Here is a 17,725-nt window from a genome sequence, read left to right on the forward strand (position 1 = left end):
ACGGAGAACCGGATGTCCGACTGGACCTACGACCCCTACGCCCGCCTCGGCGAGGTACCGACCTTCACGCTGGAGAGCGACGACATCGCGGACGGAGCGCCCCTGTCCGCCCGCCACTACGGGGAGGGCGCCGGTGGCGAGGACGTCTCGCCGCAGCTGCGCTGGTCGGGAGCGCCGGCCGAGACGAAGAGCTTCGCCGTCACCGTGTTCGATCCGGATGCGCCGACCGGCTCCGGCTTCTGGCACTGGGCCGTCTACAACCTCCCCGCCGACACCACGGAGCTGCCCACCGGAGCCGGAGCCGCCGGCTTCGAGCTGCTCCCGGCCGGCGCCCAGACCCTCCCCAACGAGATGCGGCTGCGCCAGTTCATCGGAGCGGCCCCGCCGGACCGCGAGCACCGCTACTTCTTCGTGGTGCACGCCCTCGACGTGGAGTCGCTGGATCTGGATCCGGAGTCGACTCCTGCGATCCTCGGCTTCAACGTCCACTTCCACACGCTGGCGCGGGCGCAGATCGTGGCGACGGCGACCCCGGACGGCGCGAAGGGCTGAGGGAGCCGGTCCCGAGACGCCCCAGCGCGATTCGTCGAGATTCGCGCTATCCGAAGAGGATGCGCGCCTCCTCGTAGCGGGCGTCGGGCACCGTCTTGAGGATGCCGAGGGCCTCGGCGAAGTCGACGTGGTAGATGTCGGTGCCGCGCAGGGCGACCATGCGGCCCCAGTGCTCGGCCACGACGGAGTCGATCGCGGCCATGCCCAGGCGGGTCGCGAGCACGCGGTCGAATGCGGTGGGCGTCCCGCCGCGCTGGATGTGGCCGAGCGTGGTGGCGCGGGTCTCGATGCCGGTGCGCTCCTCGATGAGCGGGGCGAGCAGCTCGCCGATGCCGCCGAGGCGGGGCCGGCCGAAGGCGTCGAGGCCTCGCTCCGAGTGGGCGTCGTCCATCGTGTCGAGCGAGAAGCCCTCGGCGACCACGACCAGCGGCGCGCGGCCGCGATCCTGAGCGCTCTGCACCCACTCGACGATCTGGTCGAGTGACGTGCGCTTCTCCGGGATCAGGATGACGTGGGCACCCGCGGCCATACCGGAGTGCAGCGCGATCCAGCCGACGTGGCGGCCCATGACCTCGGCGACCATGCAGCGGCCGTGCGAGTCGCCGGTGGTGCGGAGGCGGTCCATCGCATCGGTCGCAATGCCGACGGCGGTGTCGAAGCCGAAGGTGTAGTCGGTGGCGCCGAGGTCGTTGTCGATGGTCTTGGGGACGCCGACGATCTTCAAGCCCGCATCGGTGAGGCGCTTGGCTGCGGCGAGAGTGCCCTCGCCGCCGATGGCGATGATCGAATCGATGCCGTTGCGGGCCATCATCTCCGCGATGTTCTCCGGTCCGCCGTTCTCGCCCTCGAAGGGGTTCGTGCGGCTGGTGCCGATGATCGTGCCGCCCTGCTTGGCGATGCCCTGGATCTCGGGTCGACCCAGCGGCAGGAAGTCGCCGTCGACCACGCCGCGCCAGCCGTTGCGGAACCCGACGAACTCCTGGTCGTAGACCTTGATGCCCTTGTACACGGCACCGCGGATGACGGCATTGAGGCCGGGGCAGTCGCCGCCGGAGGTCAGGATCCCGATCTTCACTCGCTCAGGTTAGAGGACCTGGTGAACGGATGTGCACGCGGACGACGACGGGCCCCTCCTCGCCGCCTCGGGGAAGGGCCCGTCGTCGTACTCGGTGCTAGTTGGCCTGGCTGGTGTTCAGTTCACCGTTCACGCCGCGGGGGAAGAATCCGCCGGTGCGCGAGGCCTTGGGGTTCAGGTACACGATGTTCAGGACCTGGCCCGGGGTGCGACTGAAGGCGATGGAGCTGCCGTCGGTCGGGACGATGTTCGCCTGGCCATTGACCTTGACGCCCTGGTCGAGGTCGGTCTTGCCGTCGAGGCTGTCGCGAGCGTCGGAGAGCTTGTTCGCCGAGTCGGACAGGTCGGCGGCGTAGATCGCCGAGCGGATGGCACCGGCGTGGTACGCCTCCACCGCGAGGATGCCCGCAGCCGCGTCGAGGTAGGTCTTCGACTGGATGAGGGGAGCGGCGCCCTTGTAGGCGGTCACTCCGACGTCCTCGAAAACGAACGCGCCGAGCAGGAAGTTCGCCTCGCTCGCGAACGGGTCGAAGCTCTGGCCCGCCTTGATCAGCCCTGCCGCGGTGGCGGCGGCGTTGAAGCTGTCCTTCAGGTTGATCGCCGGACGCGCAACCCTCGACGTACCCAGAGCCGAGCGGAGGAACTTCACGTGCGCCTTCTCGTCGTTCGCGACCTCGGTGGCGAAGCTCTTGAGCCACGGGGTCGTGAAGTCGACGGGCCGGCCGCCGATGACGCCGCCGGGCGTGCCCTTCCCGGTCACGTCCGAGCCGCCCAGACCGTCGCCGTACACCGCGCGGAGGTAGAACTCTGCTTCGAGGTACTCGAGGTTGAGGGCGAAGTTGAGGATCGAGGCGTCGCTGGGGCCGCTGGCAGCGACCTCCTCGGCGGAGGCGGTGGGCGCGGCGAGTGCCGCGGCTCCGATGCCGAGGCCGGCGACGCCGGTGGCCTCGAAGAAGCGGCGACGGTCCAGAGCGGTCTCAGAGCTCTTGACGATCGCGTTGCGGATGAAGGTCGTATCGAACATGTGCGCATCTCCAGTGATAGGCGGGTGTCGGACGGCTGGAGTGCCGCCGCGACATCGCGAAGCTACGCCCGGAATCCGCACGCTGACCAGTCACAACGAGGGATCCGATCCGCGCATGTGTTCATTCCTGTTGGACCAAACCGCCGGGCGCGTCGCTCCGAACACGGCGTGAACGGGGGCTCTGCGGAGAGCGTCTGCTCGCAGTGTCGGAGCCGCCGGTTAGCATCGCTGCGTGTCGATCGCCGCCCCCGCTCCCGAGTCCTCCTGGGCGACGGTTTACGCGCCGGCGGAGCCGGTGAGCCTCGCGCTCACCCTCCGCACGCTGCTGCGCGGTTCGGGCGACCCGACCATGCTCGTGGACGCGTCCGGCTTCTGGCGAGGGTTCCGCACTCCGCTCGGGCCGGGCACCCTGCACCTGCGGCAGGCGGTCGACGGATCGGTGCACGCGCGCGCCTGGGGCGACGGAGCGGAGTGGCTGATCGACCGGGTCCCCGAGCTGCTCGGCCACGGCGACGACTGGAGCGGGCTCGACCTGTCGGCGCACGCGCCGCTCGCCGAGGTGCTCCGGCGCACGGTCGGCCTGCGGCTCACCCGCGCGAACCTGGTGTTCGAGATGCTCGCGCCGTCGATCCTGGAGCAGAAGGTCACCAGCACCGAGGCGTGGCGCGCCTACCGCGCGCTCGTCCGGCTGCACGGGGAACCTGCGCCGGGGCCCGTCGCCCTGCATGTGGCTCCGAGTGCGGAGCAGTGGCGGCGCGTGCCGTCGTGGGACTGGCACCGGGCGGGAGTCGACCCGCGGCGATCGCGCACGGTCCTCACCGCGGCGCTCGTCGCCTCCGGGCTCGAGCGGACGCTCGCCCTCGGGCGGGGCGGCGCGGAGATCGCGCGGCGGTTGCAGTCGGTGCCGGGGATCGGAGCGTGGACGGCCTCCGAGGTGATGATGCGCGCGCACGGTGACCCGGACGCGGTCAGCGTGGGCGACTACCACCTCGCCGCGGCGGTCGGCTTCGCGCTCACCGGGCATCTCGGGGTCGACGACGACGGGATGCTGGAGCTGCTGGAGCCGTGGCGCGGCCACCGGCAGCGGGTGATCCGGCTGATCGGCTGTAGCGGGGTGCGGAAGCCGCGGCACGGTCCGAGGATGACGATCCAGGACCACCGCCGGCACTGAGATGCTCCTCCACAGGGGCGGCTCGGGGCCGAGTCCGCGGGAGCACCGCGTCACGCCGCCTCCGGGCACCGAGTCGGGCTTAGCCTCGGAGGATGCAGCAGTCGACGACCCCAGGAGTGCCCGGCAGCGACCCGGAGCGCGAGCCCGACGACGCGGTCGTGCAGGGCGACGGTGGTGCGCTCGTGCAGGGCGACGGCGGTGCGTCGGGGAGCGCGGAGGACGTCGGCGACGAGCCGGCGGACGTGGTCGAGCAGGCGCTCGAGCAGGCGCCCGAGCAGCGGCTCGAGTCCGAGGCAGCACCGTCCGGCGTCGAGGTACTGCTGGAGGACGACGACCGTCCGATGCTCGAGCGCGTCGAGTCCCTGGTCCGGCGCTGGATCGCCCGCAGCGGCGAGTTCCCGGTCGAGCCTGCGGCGCAGCGGCTCGCGGGCGTGCTCCAGGATCCGAACGGCCTTGATTTCACCGTCGGCTTCCTCGACGGCGTGGTCCGGCCCGAGGACCTGTCGGTCGCGGCCGAGAACCTCGCGGCGCTCACTGCGAAGACGCCCGCGTTCCTCCCCTCCTACCTGCGCGCCGCGATCAGTACCGGCGGGGCCGTGGGTCCGGTACTGCCGTGGGTGGTTGTGCCGGCGGCGAGACGGGTGCTGCGGCACCTCGTCGGCCACCTCGTGGTCGACGCCTCGGAAGCGCGTCTGGGCGAGGCCGTCGCGGCCCTGCGGGAGGGTGGCGACCGGCTGAACCTGACCCTGCTCGGCGAGGCGGTGCTCGGCGAGCGCGAGGCGCGCCGGCGGCTGGAGGGGACGCTCCGCCTGCTCGAGCGGCCGGACGTCGACTACGTCAGCGTCGCGGTCTCGAGTGTCGTCAGTCCGCTCTCGATGTGGGCCTTCGAGGAGGAGGTCGACCGCGTCGTCGAGCGCCTCACTCCGCTCTACCAGGCCGCCGCGTCCAGCGCCGAGCCCACCTTCATCACCCTCGACATGGAGGAGTACCGCGACCTCGACCTGACGGTCGCCGTGTTCCGGCGCCTCCTCGAACAGCCGGGCATGCTCGAGCTCGAAGCGGGCATCGTCCTGCAGGCGTACCTGCCCGACTCCGTTCGCGTGCTCGACGAGCTGACCGACTGGGCGCGCGAGCGGCGGGCCCGCGGCGGGGCACCGATCAAGGTCCGCGTGGTCAAGGGCGCGAACCTGGCGATGGAGCGCGTCGACGCGGCCCTGCACGACTGGCCGCTCGCGACCGTCGGGAGCAAGGCGGAGGCGGACACGAACTACAAGCGTCTGCTCGACCGGGCGCTGCGGCCCGAGCGCACCGACGCGGTGCGCGTGGGCGTCGCCGGGCACAACCTGTTCGACCTCGCTTGGGCCTGGCTCACCGCGACCGAGCGCGGCGTGACCGACGCGGTCGAGATCGAGATGCTGCTCGGCATGGCGACGGGGCAGGCGCGAGCCGTTCGCGAGGACGTGGGACGGCTCCTGCTCTACACGCCCGTCGTGCACCCGCACGAGTTCCACGTGGCGATCTCGTATCTCATCCGGCGACTCGAGGAGAACAGCAGCCCCGAGAACTTCCTCTCGGCCGCGTTCCGCGGTGAGGACGAGGAGGTGCTGCAGCGCGAGCTCGGCCGGTTCCGCATCTCGCTCGACGCGCTCGACGACTCCGTCCCGCCCCCCAACCGCAGCCAGGACCGGCTGCGGGAGTGGTCCGCGGGCTCCGGCCGCCGCCTGGTGCAAGAGCACGCGGGTGCCGGTGAGCGGGTGGAGGATCCGGCTGCAGACGGTCTCACCCAGGCGGTCCTCGGGCTCAGTCGCGGGTCCGGTGCTGCTGCCGCCACCACCGGCTTCCACAACGAGCCCGACACCGACCCCGCCCTCCCCGGCAACCGCCGCTGGGCCCGACTGATCACGGAGCGCATCCCCGGGTCGACCATCGGATCCAGTACCGCCGACGCCGCCCGGGTGCAGACGCCTGAGCAGCTCCAGGAGGTGCTGCGCACGGTGTCGCGGCGCGCCGAGCGCTGGGGTGAACGCTTGGGCTACGACCGGGCCGCCGTGCTCGACCGCGCCGGCCTCGTCCTCGCCGCCAACCGCGACCGCCTGATCGAGGTGATGGCCTCCGAGACCGGCACGACGATCGCCGAGGCCGACCCCGAAGTCTCGGAAGCCATCGACTTCGCGCACTACTACGCCACCCGCGCTCGCGAGCTCGACGCGGTCGGCGGAGCGACGTTCGTCCCCGAGCGGGTGATCGTGGTCGCACCGCCGTGGAACGTCCCGGTCGCGATCCCGGCCGGCTCGATCCTCGCGGCGCTCGCCGCCGGCTCCGGAGTGGTGCTCAAGCCGGCCCCGCAGGCCCGCCGTTCGGCCGCCGTGCTGGTCGAGGCGCTGTGGGACGCGGGCATCCCGCACGAACTCCTGGCGCTCGTCGACCTCGACGAGGACGAGCTGGGCCGTGCGCTGATCACCGACCCGCTCGTCGACCGCGTCCTGCTCACCGGCTCCTACGAGACAGCCCGGCTCTTCCGCTCCTGGCGGCCCGACCTCGCACTGCAGGCCGAGACGAGCGGCAAGAACTCGATCATCGTCACGCCCCACGCCGACTATGATCTCGCCGTCGCCGACATTGTCCGCAGCGCCTTCGGCCATGCGGGACAGAAGTGCTCCGCCGCGTCCCTGGTCATCCTGGTCGGCTCGGTCGCCCGCTCGAAGCGGTTCCGCGCTCAGCTGGTCGACGCCGTCACCTCCTTGCGCGTCGGCCGCCCCGATGATCCGTCGGCGGTCATGGGTCCCCTGATCGAGGAGCCCACCGGCAAGCTGCTGCACGCGCTCACGACCCTGGGCGGCGGCGAATCGTGGCTGGTCGAGCCGCGCCGCCTCGACGAGAGCGGCACGCTCTGGTCGCCCGGAGTGCGCGAGGGTGTCACCGAGGACAGCTACGTCCACCTCACCGAGTTCTTCGGCCCGGTTCTCGGGATCATGCACGCGGCGACCCTCGAGGACGCCATCCGCATGCAGAACGGCACCGACTACGGCCTCACCGCGGGCCTGCACTCACTGCATGCCGACGAGCTCGCCCTCTGGATCGACTCCGTCGAGGCCGGCAACCTGTACGTCAATCGCGGCATCACCGGCGCCATCGTCCGGCGCCAGCCGTTCGGCGGATGGAAGCGCTCCTCGGTCGGAGGTGGCGCGAAGGCCGGCGGGCCGCACCACCTCATCGGGCTCGGTTCGTGGAAGCCCTCACCCGCGCGCTCCTCCTCGACACTGCACCTGCGCGGCCTCGACGCTCGCGTCCGTCAGTTCATCGAGGCGGCCCAGTCCGCGCTCCGCTTCGAGCAGTTCGACCTGCTCCGACGCTCAGCCCTCTCCGACCAGCTCGCCTGGGCCACCGAGTTCGGAGTCGTCACCGACATCTCGAAGCTCGGCGTCGAGCGCAATCTTCTCCGCTACCTCCGCGTCCCGATCGCCCTCCGGCTGGCCGATGGCGGAGATCTCGGTGAGCTCCTCCGCGTCATCGCCGCCGGCCTGCTGACGCGCTCGCGCATGGACATTTCGACCTCGATCCCGCTCCCCGCGCGAGTCCAAGAGATGCTCGGCGGCGACGAGCTCGCCGAGATGGCCGGCCTCGTCCCGCGCATCGTCGTCGAGACGGACGCCCACTGGCTCGAGCGTGCCGCGGCCGGCCGGATCACGGCGACACGCATCCGCATCATCGGCGACATCGTCTCCGACCGCGTCGAGGGCTACGCGGGCCCGCAGTCCAGCGCCGGCACCCCGTCCCCGGGCGGACAGCAGGCCGTCCTGCGCCGATCCTCCGACTCGACCGGGTCCTTCAGCGACGTCGTCGCGGGCATGACCCGCGGCAGCACCGGAGCACCCGTCCCGCTGACCCGCGCCGACGGATCCCGCATCCCCCTCGCCACCGCCCTCGCCGAAGCACTCGGCGGCGCCCTCGACACGGTGATCTACGCTGATCCGGTCACCCCCGCCGGTCGCGTCGAACTGCTGCCCTTCCTCCGCGAACAGGCGATCTCGATCACCAACCACCGCTTCGGGAACCCGATCGACCTGAGCGACGACGTGGTGTGAACCTGTTTCCCCGCCCGTCCTGGCCGGGCGTGGCGCGGTGGGCGTCGCGGTGGCGTGCGTTTCGTGGAGCGGGGGGCGTTCGGCTACGGCGATCCGCTAGCACGCGGATCCCCGGTTCGCGGTGAGGGGGGCGCGAGGGGCTCCGCTGAGGAGGGGCTCATCGGTGGCGGGCGGGCGAGGGTGCAGGGGCTGCATACTTGTCGCGGCAAGTAGTGGGTAGGGTGGGGGGATGAGTGCGCCTGTGAACCGGTGGCTGACGCCTGATCAGCTCGGCGCCTGGCTGCGGTTCATCGCGGTCGTGGAGTTGCTGCCCGGGGCACTGGACACCCAGCTTCAGCGCGACGCCGGACTCACCCACTTCGAGTACCTCACGCTGGCGATGCTCTCCGAGGCGCCCGACCGCGCCCTGCGGATGACCACGCTCGCGGCCCGCACCAACGCCACCCTCCCGAGGCTCTCGCACGTGGTGACTCGCCTCGTCGCACGCGGCTACCTCGAGCGGCGCCGCTGCGACTCCGACGGCCGCGCCACCAACGCTGTGCTGACCGATGCGGGGATGCAGAAGATCGTCGACACCGCGCCCGGCCACGTGGCAACCGTGCTGGCCGACGTCATCGACCCTCTCGACCCCGAGCAGATCCCTCAGCTGGCTGACATCATGGCGCGCATGCTGACCCGGCTCGACCCGGACGGGCGGATGACGGTCGACACCGTACGCTCCTCGCTCGGCGACCCGGACACCCGCGCCTGCTGAGCACGTCGCCGCGGAGGCGAGCGCCGCGGAGAACGCCGTCGAGCGCTCCAGATCGGTGACGGGGGACGAAGAGGGAGCCGACGGGCGATGCGGGTCAGTATGGCCACCGACCGTGCGACACGAGAGAGTCCGTGCCACTATCGCCTCGTGCAGTTCGCAACGACGCTCTTCCAGACCGGCACGAACACCGGCATCGAGGTTCCGCCCGAGGTCCTCGAGTCCCTCGGCGGTGGCAAGCGGCCCGCGGTCGTCGTGACCGTGAACGGCTACCGCTTCACCAGCACGGTCGGAGCGATGGGAGGCCGTGCGCTGGTCCCGTTCTCGGCCGAGAAGCGTCGCGAGACGGGGCTGGCCGGCGGCGACGCGATCGACGTGGTGATCGAGCTCGACACCGCGCCGCGCGAGGTCGTCGTGCCGGAGGACCTGGCCTCCGCGTTGGCCGAGGCGGGCGCTGCGGAGCGCTTCGCAGCGCTCTCGCCCAGTGCGCGGAAAGCGCATGTCGCATCGGTCGAGGGGGCCAAGGCTGCCGAGACGCGGGAGCGGCGGATCGCCTCCGTCGTCGCGGCGCTCGCCGGCTGACGTTCGTTCCACGGGCGCAACGTCAACGCCCGCGCCGGATAGGCTGCCTCCGGCGCGCCATGACGGAGTGCTCGCGAAGTGGGGTCGGGGGACGTGGTGGGTGCGGTTCGGCGTTGGGTGTTCCCGATCGTATGGATGGTTATCATCGCAGCGGCGAGCAGCGCCCTCGTGAAAATCGCGTTCTTCCCGAACGGAGCGGCCGAGGCCGATCCGACGCGGCCGACCGGTGAGATCACCGAGCCGACCGTCGCAGTCGCCCGCGGCACGGTCACCAATGACCTCACCCTGCAGGGCACCGTCGCCGCCGACCCCGCCGTGCCGCTGAAGGCGACGGCGGCCGGCACCGTCGAGGACGTCTCCGTGCAGCAGGGGGCCGCCGTCGCGTCGGGCGACCTCATCTACGACATCCGCGTCGAGACTCCGCGCGACCCGGTCGAGACGATCGGCCCGGACGGCGCCGTCACCAGCACCCAGCAGGAGCCGGCATCAGCGATATCCCGCCGTTCCCGGCCGAGGCGGCGGTTCTCGGACTCGGCGCAGCGACACTCGTCGGTGCGCTCGCGGGTCTGGTGCCGGCGATCGTCGCCGTGCGGGTGAAGGTGATCGACGCGATCCGCTACTGATCGACGCGATCCGTTACCGGGGTCCGCCGAGGGTGAGGAGGAGCTCGTCGCCCTCGACGATGGCTCGCGCGTGGGAGTAGTGCGCGATCCGCGGCAGACCCCGGGTGCTTGCGCTCTCGTGGCTTCCGACGACGATCACGCGCATGCCGGCGTCGAGACCCGCGCGGATGCCCGCCTCGGCGTCCTCGAACACGAGCGCGTCCTCGGGGGCGACGCCGAGCAGGGCGGCGGCGGCGAGGTAGCCGTCGGGAGCGGGCTTGCCGTTCGCGACGTCGTGGGCGGTGACGACGGTGTCCGGGGAGGGGAGGCCCGCGGCGGACAATCGGCCGCCGGCCAACGCGGGGCTCGCGGAGGTGACCAGGGCGACGCGCTCGCGGGGGAGCGAGGCAAGGAACGCCCTCGCGCCGGGGATCTCGACGGTCCCCTCGGTGTGCTCGAGCTCGTACGCGTCGAGCTCGGCGACGATCGCGTCCACGTCGCTGCCTGCGGGAGCGAAGCGGCGGACGCTGTCGGCGGCACGGACGCCGTGCACGGCCCCGAGCACCGTGTCGCGATCGAGCGAGAAGCGTTCGGCGAAGGCGCCCCAGATGGTCTCGACGACGGCCGTCGAGTCGACGAGCGTCCCGTCCATGTCGAAGAGGGCGGCGCGGGCGCGGAGGAGGTGGGGCATGCGTCCATCCTGGTGGTCGCGCGGCTCAGGTGCCTGCGGTGGTGGACAGCGTTCGATCAGCGGGCCCTCAGGCCGCGCATCGCGCCGCGGCGCTACGGTGGGTCGAGATCGCGGGCAGAACGCCCGGAGCGGAGTGGAGGACGTCATGACCGACGACAACGGAACCGGCTCGGACCAGGGCGCACGCATCGGCGGCGAGGCCTCCGGACCCCGTGCAGGGTGGTACCCGGACCCGGCGGGCTCGTCCCGTCAGCGCTGGTGGGACGGGGCCGGCTGGACGGAGTCGCTTCGGGACGCGCCGACGGCGGCGCCCACCGTCGCGGCTGAGGACGTTTCGTCGCAGGCCGCAGCGCCGACTCCGCCTGCCGCACCGACTCCGCCCGTCGCGCCCGCTCCGCCCGTTGCGCGCCCGGCCTACGGCGAGACATCGAGCGGAGTCGGCACGAGCTACGGGCAGTCGGCCTCGGGGCAGTACCCGCAGCAGCCGGCGTCCGCGGACCCGCAGCCGGGCTACGGCCAGCAGGCGCAGCAGCCGCAGCAGGCGCAGCAGCCGCAGTACCCGGCCTACGCCGCAGCGCCCGGTGCCACCGCCCAGCAGCGCGACCCGAGTATCGTCACCGCCACGGCGTGGATCTGGGTGGTCGTCCTCCTGCCCCTTCTCTCGGCGCTCTCGATCTTTCTGCTGCCGCCGAGCGCGGTCGTCGACTCGACGACGGCCACGACGTACGGACCCAGGTCCTCGATGGGGATGTCGACCGCCTACCTCGTCGGACTCGGCGTGCTCCAGATCGTCGGCTTCCTGATCTACGCCGCGGAGGTCGTCTTCGCGTTCCTCGATTGGCGTCAGCTGAAGCGAGCCGGCCTGCAGCGTCCGTTCCACTGGGCGTGGGCCTTCCTCGTGGCGCCGTACGTCTACGTGATCGGACGCAGCGTCATCGTGAAGCGCGTGACCGGCGGTGGACTGCTCCCGCTCTGGATCTTCCTCGGCGTCGTGGTCGTCTCGATCCTGATCGTGATCGGCTGGTCGGTGGCGCTCTTCTCCCAGATGGCGCAGGCCTTCTCTCCCTCGGGCTTCTGATCCCGACGGCGCCGCCGATCTCGTCCGGATCGGCGGCGCCGTCGTCACGGACGCTCGCTCGCCCGATCGGACGCCCGTCAGCAGGTGATCGCGCCGCCGATGATCCCGGTCAGCATCCCGCCGGTCGCGCCGACGATCGCTCCCGGACCGCTGATCGCGCCGATCAGGCCGCCGGTCGCCGCACCGCTCACCCCGTTCCCTGCGACGCAGTGGCCCCAGTCGGCCGAGCCCCAGTCGCTGTCGAGGTGCTGGCCACCTTTTGCCGCGCCTGCCGAGACGTCGGGCGCGAAGTGGAACGTCAGCGTGTCGGAGTCGTCGATCGACCAGTGCCCCGAAACCGTGCGGCCGCGGCCGACATCGATCCGCTCCGGGAGTGCCTCGGACGTCTCGGCACCGTCCGTGAATCCCACTCCGCCGCCGGCCAGCGCGATGATCCGCGTGCCATCGGTGACGTCGAAAATCACCGTGGAGGCGGAGCCTCCGCGCGCCTCGAGGTGGACTTGGCCGCTCCCACCGCTCCCACCGCTCCCACCGCTCCCACCGCCGCTCGCCGGCTCCGCTCGTGCGGCCTGAGCCGCGAACAGCGGCACCGCCAGCAGGGTGGCCGCGGCGGCGACCAGCGCCGTGCTCGTTCTCGTTCGTTCCATCGTCGTTCCCTCCATCGGGTTCCGATCCAGGAGGAGGGTCAGCGCGGCCTGTCGACGAGCACGAGAACGACAACCGCCAGCACTGCCGCGACGGCAGCGGTCACGACAACGTTCCACGGATCCTCGGCGCCGATCGCCTTCGCGACCGCGCGGCCGATAAGGACGCCGACGAACAGGATCGGCAGCATCAGCCAGAGGCGCCTCCTTCGCTCTGCCGCCGTGCCCGCTCTCTCGCTGCCGCTCATGCCCCACCCTCCTGGAATGACCATACACATATGGTCTACCAGCTGGAGTGCGTCGGTGTCGAGCGAGTGGCGGGTCCTGTTATGCCTCGCTGCGCTGGATGAGCCGAGAGAGGACGATCGCTGAGCGGGTGTGGTCGACGTTCGGCGCGATGCGCACCTTCTCGAGGGCGAGTTCGAGGCTGGGGATGTCGCGCGAGCGGATGTGCACGATCGCGTCGGCCGAGCCGGTCACCGTGCCGGCGTCGACGACCTCGGGGACCGCGGTGAGGATCCGGCGCAGTTCGTCCGGCGCAACGGTGCCGCGGCAGAAGAGCTCGACGTAGGCCTCTGTCGCCATGCCGTCGACGGTGGGGTCGACCTTGATCGTGAAGCCGCGGATGACGCCATCGGCGACGAGGCGGTCGACGCGCCGCTTCACGGCGGAGGCTGAGAGGCCGACGACTCCGCCGATGTCGCCGTAGCCCGCGCGGGAGTTCTGGCGCAGGAGATCGAGGATCTTCCGATCGATGTTGTCCACCCTCCGAGGATAGGCGCGGGCGGCAGGGCGCCCGACCGGCGACGGAGGAGCGCTAGCGATTTGTGACGCTCGGCTATATAGTTGCAGCCGGTCAATAGTTGATCAGAATCAACTAGGACCGCTGCCGTGCCGAGAAGGAGCCCATGTCACACCCCGAACACCGCGCCGCATCGCGCGGAACCGCCGCGCCGCACGCCCCCGCCGGGCCGAACGGCGCCATGTCGCACCGTCAGGTGCTCGAATCCCTGAGCGGCCTGCTGCTGGGCATGTTCGTCTCGATCCTCGCGGGCACGGTCGTCTCGACCTCGCTGCCCCGGATCATCTCGGACCTCGAGGGCGACCAGAACGCCTACACCTGGGTCGTGACCGCGACCCTGCTCGCGACCACCGTCTCGACCCCGCTCTGGGGGAAGTTCGCCGACCTGTTCAACCGCAAGCTGCTGATCCAGCTCGCCCTCGGCCTGTTCGTCGTCGGCTCCGCCCTGGCCGGCTTCTCGCAGGACACGACCATGCTGATCGTCTTCCGCGTGTTCCAGGGCCTGGGCGCCGGAGGACTCGCCGCGCTGAGCCAGATCATCATGGCGGACATCATCAGCCCGCGTGAGCGCGGCAAGTACGCCGGGCTCTTCGGCGGAGTCATGGCGATCGGCACCGTCGGCGGCCCGCTGCTGGGCGGCGTCGTGACGGACGCATTCGGCTGGCGCTGGAACTTCTTCATCGCGATGCCCGTCGCCATCGTCGCGATCATTCTGCTCCAGATGACCCTCCGCCTTCCCGCGCACCCCAAGCGCACGGTCCGGATCGACTACCTCGGCGCGGTCCTGATCGCCGGCGGCGTCTCGCTCCTGCTGATCTGGGTCTCGCTCGCCGGAAAGAGCGTCGGCTGGGCATCGTGGGAGACCGCGGTCATGGTAGGCGGAGCGGTCGTCCTGCTGATCGCGGCCGTCATCACCGAACTCACCGTGGCCGAACCGATCATCCCGATGGGAATGTTCAGGAACCGCACCTTCAGTCTCGCCGTCGTGGCGAGCATCTCGGTCGGCGTCTCGATGTTCGGCGTCGCGGTGTTCCTCGCGCAGTACATGCAGCTCGCGCGCGGAGCCACACCGACCCAGTCGGGCCTGCTCACGATCCCGATGATGGCCGGTCTGCTGATCGCTTCGACGATCTTCGGCGGGATCATCTCGCGCACCGGCAAGTGGAAGGCGATCATGATCAGCGGCGGCGTGCTCGCCGTGATCGGTACGTCCCTCCTGAGCACCCTGCGCTACGACACCGACCTCGTGCTCGTGGGTGTCTACATGGCCGTGCTCGGCGCAGGCCTGGGCATGCTGATGCAGAACCTCGTCCTCGTCGTGCAGAACTCGATCGAGGTGAAGAACCTGGGCGTCGCGACCAGCGCGGTGACCTTCTTCCGCAGCCTCGGCGGCACTGTCGGCGTCTCTGTCCTGGGTTCGGTGCTCGGCACCGTGATCGCCGACCGGATCGCGACCGGGATCGCGGGCCTCACGCCGGCCGATCAAGTCCTCGCCGCGCAGGCCCTGGGCAGTGGCACGATCCCGCAGCCGGCGACCCTGCCCGACGCCGTGCGCGTCGTGGTCGAGAGCGCCTATGGGATCGGAGTCGGCACCGTCTTCCTCTTCAGCATCCCGCTCGCGATCGTCACGCTGATCGCCGTCATCCTCTTGCCGAACGTCAGCCTGGGCTCGAAGAACGCGGTGCAGCTCGCGGCGGAGCCCGCGACCGCGCTCCGGGCCGCGGAGGACGCGCTGATCGCCGCCGCCGACGGCCAGGCGGCTCTGCGGCCCGTCGGCCAGGCCGAACGGACGGACGACGCGGTCCACGCCGAGGAGAGCCGGGAGAGCGTCTGCGCCGGACATCGTCGGCACGCCGACGTGATCGAGCGCTCCTGATGCCCGGCGCCACGTCCTCGGCCCAGGCGCTGGACGAGGTCGAGGAGCAGATCACCGTGCTCGCCGTCCACGTGCGCCTCGCCGTCCGGGACGCGGCGGCGTCGATCGACCCGGCGCTGCCGCCCTTCGGATTGAGGCTGCTGCGGATGCTCGAGCGCTGCGGTCCGGTGCACTCCGGCGCCGCGGCGGAGCGGCTCGGAGTCGACCGCAGTGCGATCAGCCGCCAGGTCCGCCAGCTCGTCGACCTGGGCCTCGTTGAGATGACGGTGGACCCTGCAGACGGCCGAGCGCGGTTTCTCTCGCTCAGCGTGGCCGGGTGCGAGCGGATGCGCGACCTTGGGGGGCAGCAGCGGCAGCGGATGCAGGAGGCGCTCAGCGCGTGGCCGGAGGAGGACCTGCGCGCGTTCGCGGGGTACCTGGAACGGCTGACTGCGGCGAAGTGAGCCGCGGGTCCCGAGCGAGCGGCGCTGAGCAGCGGCCACCGTGTCGCGGGACGAGCGGCGTCTCGCGCCAACTGGACAGCCGACCGTGGCGTCCGATCTAACCTTTCCGAGATGTTCTCATTCGGGAGGCGGTCATGGAGTTCCCCTTCGACGATGCTGCGGCAGTGGCCCTCGCCGACGCCGCTGAGCAGGCGGCCGTCTCGCTCTCGACCCAGGGCCTGCTGCGGTCCGCCGCGATGGAGTACGCGCTCCGGGACTTTCGAGGCGGTTACTCCGAGCTATTCCGGCAGGTCTGCTTCTGCGAGACCGACAACCGCAATCGGCTCAGCGGGCAACTACACGAACTCGCCGACACGGTACGGGTCGTCGCGAGCTGCGCCGCGCAGGAGCGTCAGCGCCGCGAGGAGTACGCCGCCTGGGAGCAGCGAGCGGCTGAGCGCGAGCAGCGACGACGTGCCGACCCCGTCGCGGCCCTGACCGCCGGGGTCGACGAGGTCTTCGACCGGCCGCCCTCGGATCAGCCGATCGTGCCGCCGACGATCTCGGGAGTGTTCTCCCCGATCTCCGTCAGCCGCACCTCTGTGGGCGGGCGGGCCTTCGGAGGCACGAGTTCCGCCGACCCCGAGCACCTCGACGTCTTCGTCTCCGAGATTCGCCAGGCCGATGACGCGCTGCGATGGCGGCTGAAGGACCTGATGACAGCGTGGGGAGTGTTCGGCAACCGCTGCTCGTGGGCGCCGGTCGAGTCCTTCTCGGTGCTCCGGGGCTTCCGCGAGCTACTGGCCATCAGCGCGGCCGACGCGAGCTGGGTCGAACAGATCTCCCTGGCCTTCGCCGCCGCCGGGGGAGGAGAACTCTCCACTCCTGTGCTCGACGTCGTCGGCACCTTTGCGCAGCCCCTCGGCGGTCGGCGCCTGCTCGACTCTCTCTCGACGCTCTCGGCCGAGGACCTCGCAGCACTCCTTGCCTCGTCGCCCGACCTCGCAGCGCGGCTCCGACGGGTCGCTCCTGCCCTCGTGAACGAGTGGTGGCGGAGCCTCGACCCCACCGACGGCGCACGCTTTTCAGCACAGCAGGAGGCGCTGGTCGCCGGCCTGCCGGGGGTGATCGGGAACCTCGAGGGGGTGCCGTACGGTGCGCGGGCGACGGCGAACGAGAGCACGCTCACGACGCGGATCGCGGCGCTGGAGGGGGAGGCGGCGGGCCTGCGCAAAGAGGGGAACGACGAGGCGGCTGAGCGGCTGACGGCGGTGGAGTCGCAGCTGGCTGCGCTGAGGAGCATCCGGGCGTCACTGACGCGCCGTTTCGGTCAGGACCCGCGCTTCCTCATCTCCCTGACCGACGACGAGCCCCCACTCGCCGCCGTCTCGATCGGCGATCTCGACACCGCGACGAACGTCACCTACGCCGTCCCCGGGATGGGGCAGACGACGGAGGGCATGACCGAGTGGACGAAGGCGTCGCAGAATCTGCAGTCGCTCCTTCCGCCCGGCAGCGCCGTCGTCGCCTGGATCGGCTACGAGACTCCGCCGATGCCCTCCATCGGCGGGGACGGCTTGGACGTTCTCACCTCGAAGGAGGCTGTCGCCGGCGGAGCCGCTCTCGCCTCCGCTGTCCAAGGACTCTCGGCCGTCCGCGGCGATGACCTCCCGAAGCCGAACGTCGTCGGCCACTCCTACGGCAGTACCGTGATGGCGGTCGCCGCCTCGCGCTCGGACGTCGAGCTCGGGGTCGTCGTGACACTGGGCTCGGCCGGCCTGCCGGACAGCGTCGACAAGGCGAGCGACCTGCACGCGGAGGCCGTGTACGCGGGGCAGGCGCGAGGCAAGTACATCGGCGAGACCGAGAGCGGCGACGAGGCCGCATGGATGGGCCGCTTCTTCAGCTGGGACCACCACACGAACCCCGCCGACGAGGACTTCGGAGCGACAGTCTTCGGAGTCGAGACGGGCGGCGACAAGGGGAGGATCGTGACGAACCACGACGCTACAAAAGGAGACTACGGCGACCTGGCGGGGTACTTCGACAAAGGCACGGAATCGCTGCGCAACACTGCCCGGGCTCTCTCGGGGCAGGCCGACCTACTGACGGAGAACAAGCCGCTCGGTATGACTGAGAGCGTTATTCATAAGCATTTACCAGCCGAGTCGGTAAAGTTCGAGGCGGGTGACGGTGCGAATGAGGTTGGGAAGTTCTGTAAGACGTCCGCGATAGCCGGTCTTGAGGATTTTCCAGTTCTTCCAGTGCGCGATGCATCTTTCGACCGCCGAACGGATGGAGGAGATGTATCGGTTGGCTGTACGTGTGTTGTCATCATGTTGTCCGTGGTGAAATTTTTTCCGGGGAGTG

15 protein-coding genes and 2 pseudogenes are annotated in these 17,725 nt (G+C 70.9%); 10 read left to right on the top strand and 7 right to left on the bottom strand.

Annotation, left to right across the window (positions count from 1 at the left end; genetic code table 11):
• The first annotated feature begins 12 nt into the window (after positions 1-12).
• On the top strand, positions 13-552 hold the full coding sequence (locus C5D07_RS05585; protein ID WP_104258886.1) for a YbhB/YbcL family Raf kinase inhibitor-like protein: 540 nt from the start codon (positions 13-15) through the stop codon (positions 550-552).
• Between the two features lie 46 nt (positions 553-598).
• On the opposite strand, the gene C5D07_RS05590 is transcribed toward C5D07_RS05585, so the two are convergent.
• Together C5D07_RS05590 and C5D07_RS05595 are read right to left on the bottom strand one after the other, a co-directional pair.
• Entirely contained in the window at positions 599-1,627 is a 1,029-nt protein-coding gene (locus C5D07_RS05590; RefSeq protein WP_104258887.1) for a 6-phosphofructokinase, read from the bottom strand.
• A 97-nt stretch (positions 1,628-1,724) separates the two neighbouring features.
• Positions 1,725-2,651 (bottom strand): ferritin-like domain-containing protein, encoded by a 927-nt coding sequence (locus C5D07_RS05595; RefSeq protein WP_104258888.1) that lies wholly within the window; start codon positions 2,649-2,651, stop codon positions 1,725-1,727.
• Between the two features lie 232 nt (positions 2,652-2,883).
• Here C5D07_RS05595 and C5D07_RS05600 point away from each other — a divergent pair, with 232 nt between their 5' ends.
• The 5 genes and pseudogenes from C5D07_RS05600 to C5D07_RS16090 all read left to right on the top strand — a co-directional run.
• The gene (locus C5D07_RS05600; RefSeq protein ID WP_308470995.1) at positions 2,884-3,822 is read left to right on the top strand and encodes a DNA-3-methyladenine glycosylase family protein; all 939 of its coding nucleotides are present in this window, start codon (positions 2,884-2,886) and stop codon (positions 3,820-3,822) included.
• A 341-nt stretch (positions 3,823-4,163) separates the two neighbouring features.
• A complete protein-coding gene (locus C5D07_RS05605; protein WP_249028182.1) occupies positions 4,164-7,907 on the top strand; it encodes a proline dehydrogenase family protein in 3,744 nt (1,247 codons plus the stop codon).
• A gap of 229 nt (positions 7,908-8,136) precedes the next feature.
• Positions 8,137-8,661, top strand: a complete 525-nt coding sequence (locus tag C5D07_RS05610; RefSeq protein WP_104258889.1) for a MarR family winged helix-turn-helix transcriptional regulator — start codon at positions 8,137-8,139, stop codon at positions 8,659-8,661.
• A 147-nt stretch (positions 8,662-8,808) separates the two neighbouring features.
• The gene (locus C5D07_RS05615) at positions 8,809-9,240 is read left to right on the top strand and encodes a YdeI/OmpD-associated family protein (RefSeq protein WP_181026437.1); all 432 of its coding nucleotides are present in this window, start codon (positions 8,809-8,811) and stop codon (positions 9,238-9,240) included.
• A gap of 479 nt (positions 9,241-9,719) precedes the next feature.
• Positions 9,720-9,863, top strand: a pseudogene (locus C5D07_RS16090) (ABC transporter permease); the annotation flags it as partial.
• Positions 9,864-9,876: 13 nt separating this feature from the next.
• On the opposite strand, the gene C5D07_RS05625 reads toward C5D07_RS16090, so the two are convergent.
• Positions 9,877-10,533 carry an HAD-IA family hydrolase gene (locus tag C5D07_RS05625; RefSeq protein ID WP_068251061.1) on the bottom strand — a complete coding sequence of 219 codons (657 nt, stop codon included), beginning with the start codon at positions 10,531-10,533 and terminating at the stop codon, positions 9,877-9,879.
• Between the two features lie 145 nt (positions 10,534-10,678).
• On the opposite strand from C5D07_RS05625, the gene C5D07_RS05630 reads away from it, so the two are divergent.
• On the top strand, positions 10,679-11,611 hold the full coding sequence (locus C5D07_RS05630; RefSeq protein WP_167542333.1) for a DUF2510 domain-containing protein: 933 nt from the start codon (positions 10,679-10,681) through the stop codon (positions 11,609-11,611).
• A gap of 77 nt (positions 11,612-11,688) precedes the next feature.
• On the opposite strand, the gene C5D07_RS05635 is transcribed toward C5D07_RS05630, so the two are convergent.
• From C5D07_RS05635 to C5D07_RS05640, 3 genes are all read right to left on the bottom strand, one after another.
• A complete protein-coding gene (locus C5D07_RS05635; RefSeq protein WP_104261866.1) occupies positions 11,689-12,258 on the bottom strand; it encodes a hypothetical protein in 570 nt (189 codons plus the stop codon).
• 38 nt (positions 12,259-12,296) lie between these two features.
• On the bottom strand, positions 12,297-12,503 hold the full coding sequence (locus tag C5D07_RS15270) for a hypothetical protein (protein WP_146076727.1): 207 nt from the start codon (positions 12,501-12,503) through the stop codon (positions 12,297-12,299).
• 79 nt (positions 12,504-12,582) lie between these two features.
• The gene (locus tag C5D07_RS05640) at positions 12,583-13,020 is read right to left on the bottom strand and encodes an Lrp/AsnC family transcriptional regulator (RefSeq protein ID WP_068251065.1); all 438 of its coding nucleotides are present in this window, start codon (positions 13,018-13,020) and stop codon (positions 12,583-12,585) included.
• 218 nt (positions 13,021-13,238) lie between these two features.
• Here C5D07_RS05640 and C5D07_RS05645 point away from each other — a divergent pair, with 218 nt between their 5' ends.
• The 3 genes and pseudogenes from C5D07_RS05645 to C5D07_RS16095 form a co-directional block, all read left to right on the top strand.
• A complete protein-coding gene (locus tag C5D07_RS05645) occupies positions 13,239-14,933 on the top strand; it encodes an MDR family MFS transporter (protein ID WP_104258901.1) in 1,695 nt (564 codons plus the stop codon).
• The gene (locus C5D07_RS05650; RefSeq protein WP_104258891.1) at positions 14,933-15,376 is read left to right on the top strand and encodes a MarR family winged helix-turn-helix transcriptional regulator; all 444 of its coding nucleotides are present in this window, start codon (positions 14,933-14,935) and stop codon (positions 15,374-15,376) included. Before C5D07_RS05645 ends, C5D07_RS05650 begins: the two co-directional genes overlap by 1 nt.
• Before the next feature lie 695 nt (positions 15,377-16,071).
• Positions 16,072-17,148, top strand: a pseudogene (locus C5D07_RS16095) (alpha/beta hydrolase); the annotation flags it as partial.
• 363 nt (positions 17,149-17,511) lie between these two features.
• Here C5D07_RS16095 and C5D07_RS16100 read toward each other — a convergent pair.
• A complete protein-coding gene (locus C5D07_RS16100) occupies positions 17,512-17,661 on the bottom strand; it encodes a hypothetical protein (protein WP_104261815.1) in 150 nt (49 codons plus the stop codon).
• Positions 17,662-17,725: the final 64 nt, after the last annotated feature.

The sequence above is a fragment of the Rathayibacter tritici genome, assembly GCF_002932875.1.
Taxonomy (GTDB): Bacteria; Actinomycetota; Actinomycetes; order Actinomycetales; family Microbacteriaceae; genus Rathayibacter; species Rathayibacter tritici.

Coding starts and splice junctions, on each gene's coding strand:
- C5D07_RS05585 (WP_104258886.1), top strand. CDS start 13: ATGTCCGACTGGACCTACGACCCCTACGCCCGCCTCGGCGAGGTACCG.
- C5D07_RS05595 (WP_104258888.1), bottom strand. CDS start 2,651: ATGTTCGATACGACCTTCATCCGCAACGCGATCGTCAAGAGCTCTGAG.
- C5D07_RS05605 (WP_249028182.1), top strand. CDS start 4,164: ATGCTCGAGCGCGTCGAGTCCCTGGTCCGGCGCTGGATCGCCCGCAGC.
- C5D07_RS05610 (WP_104258889.1), top strand. CDS start 8,137: ATGAGTGCGCCTGTGAACCGGTGGCTGACGCCTGATCAGCTCGGCGCC.
- C5D07_RS05625 (WP_068251061.1), bottom strand. CDS start 10,533: ATGCCCCACCTCCTCCGCGCCCGCGCCGCCCTCTTCGACATGGACGGG.
- C5D07_RS05630 (WP_167542333.1), top strand. CDS start 10,679: ATGACCGACGACAACGGAACCGGCTCGGACCAGGGCGCACGCATCGGC.
- C5D07_RS05635 (WP_104261866.1), bottom strand. CDS start 12,258: ATGGAACGAACGAGAACGAGCACGGCGCTGGTCGCCGCCGCGGCCACC.
- C5D07_RS15270 (WP_146076727.1), bottom strand. CDS start 12,503: ATGAGCGGCAGCGAGAGAGCGGGCACGGCGGCAGAGCGAAGGAGGCGC.
- C5D07_RS05645 (WP_104258901.1), top strand. CDS start 13,239: ATGTCGCACCGTCAGGTGCTCGAATCCCTGAGCGGCCTGCTGCTGGGC.
- C5D07_RS05650 (WP_104258891.1), top strand. CDS start 14,933: ATGCCCGGCGCCACGTCCTCGGCCCAGGCGCTGGACGAGGTCGAGGAG.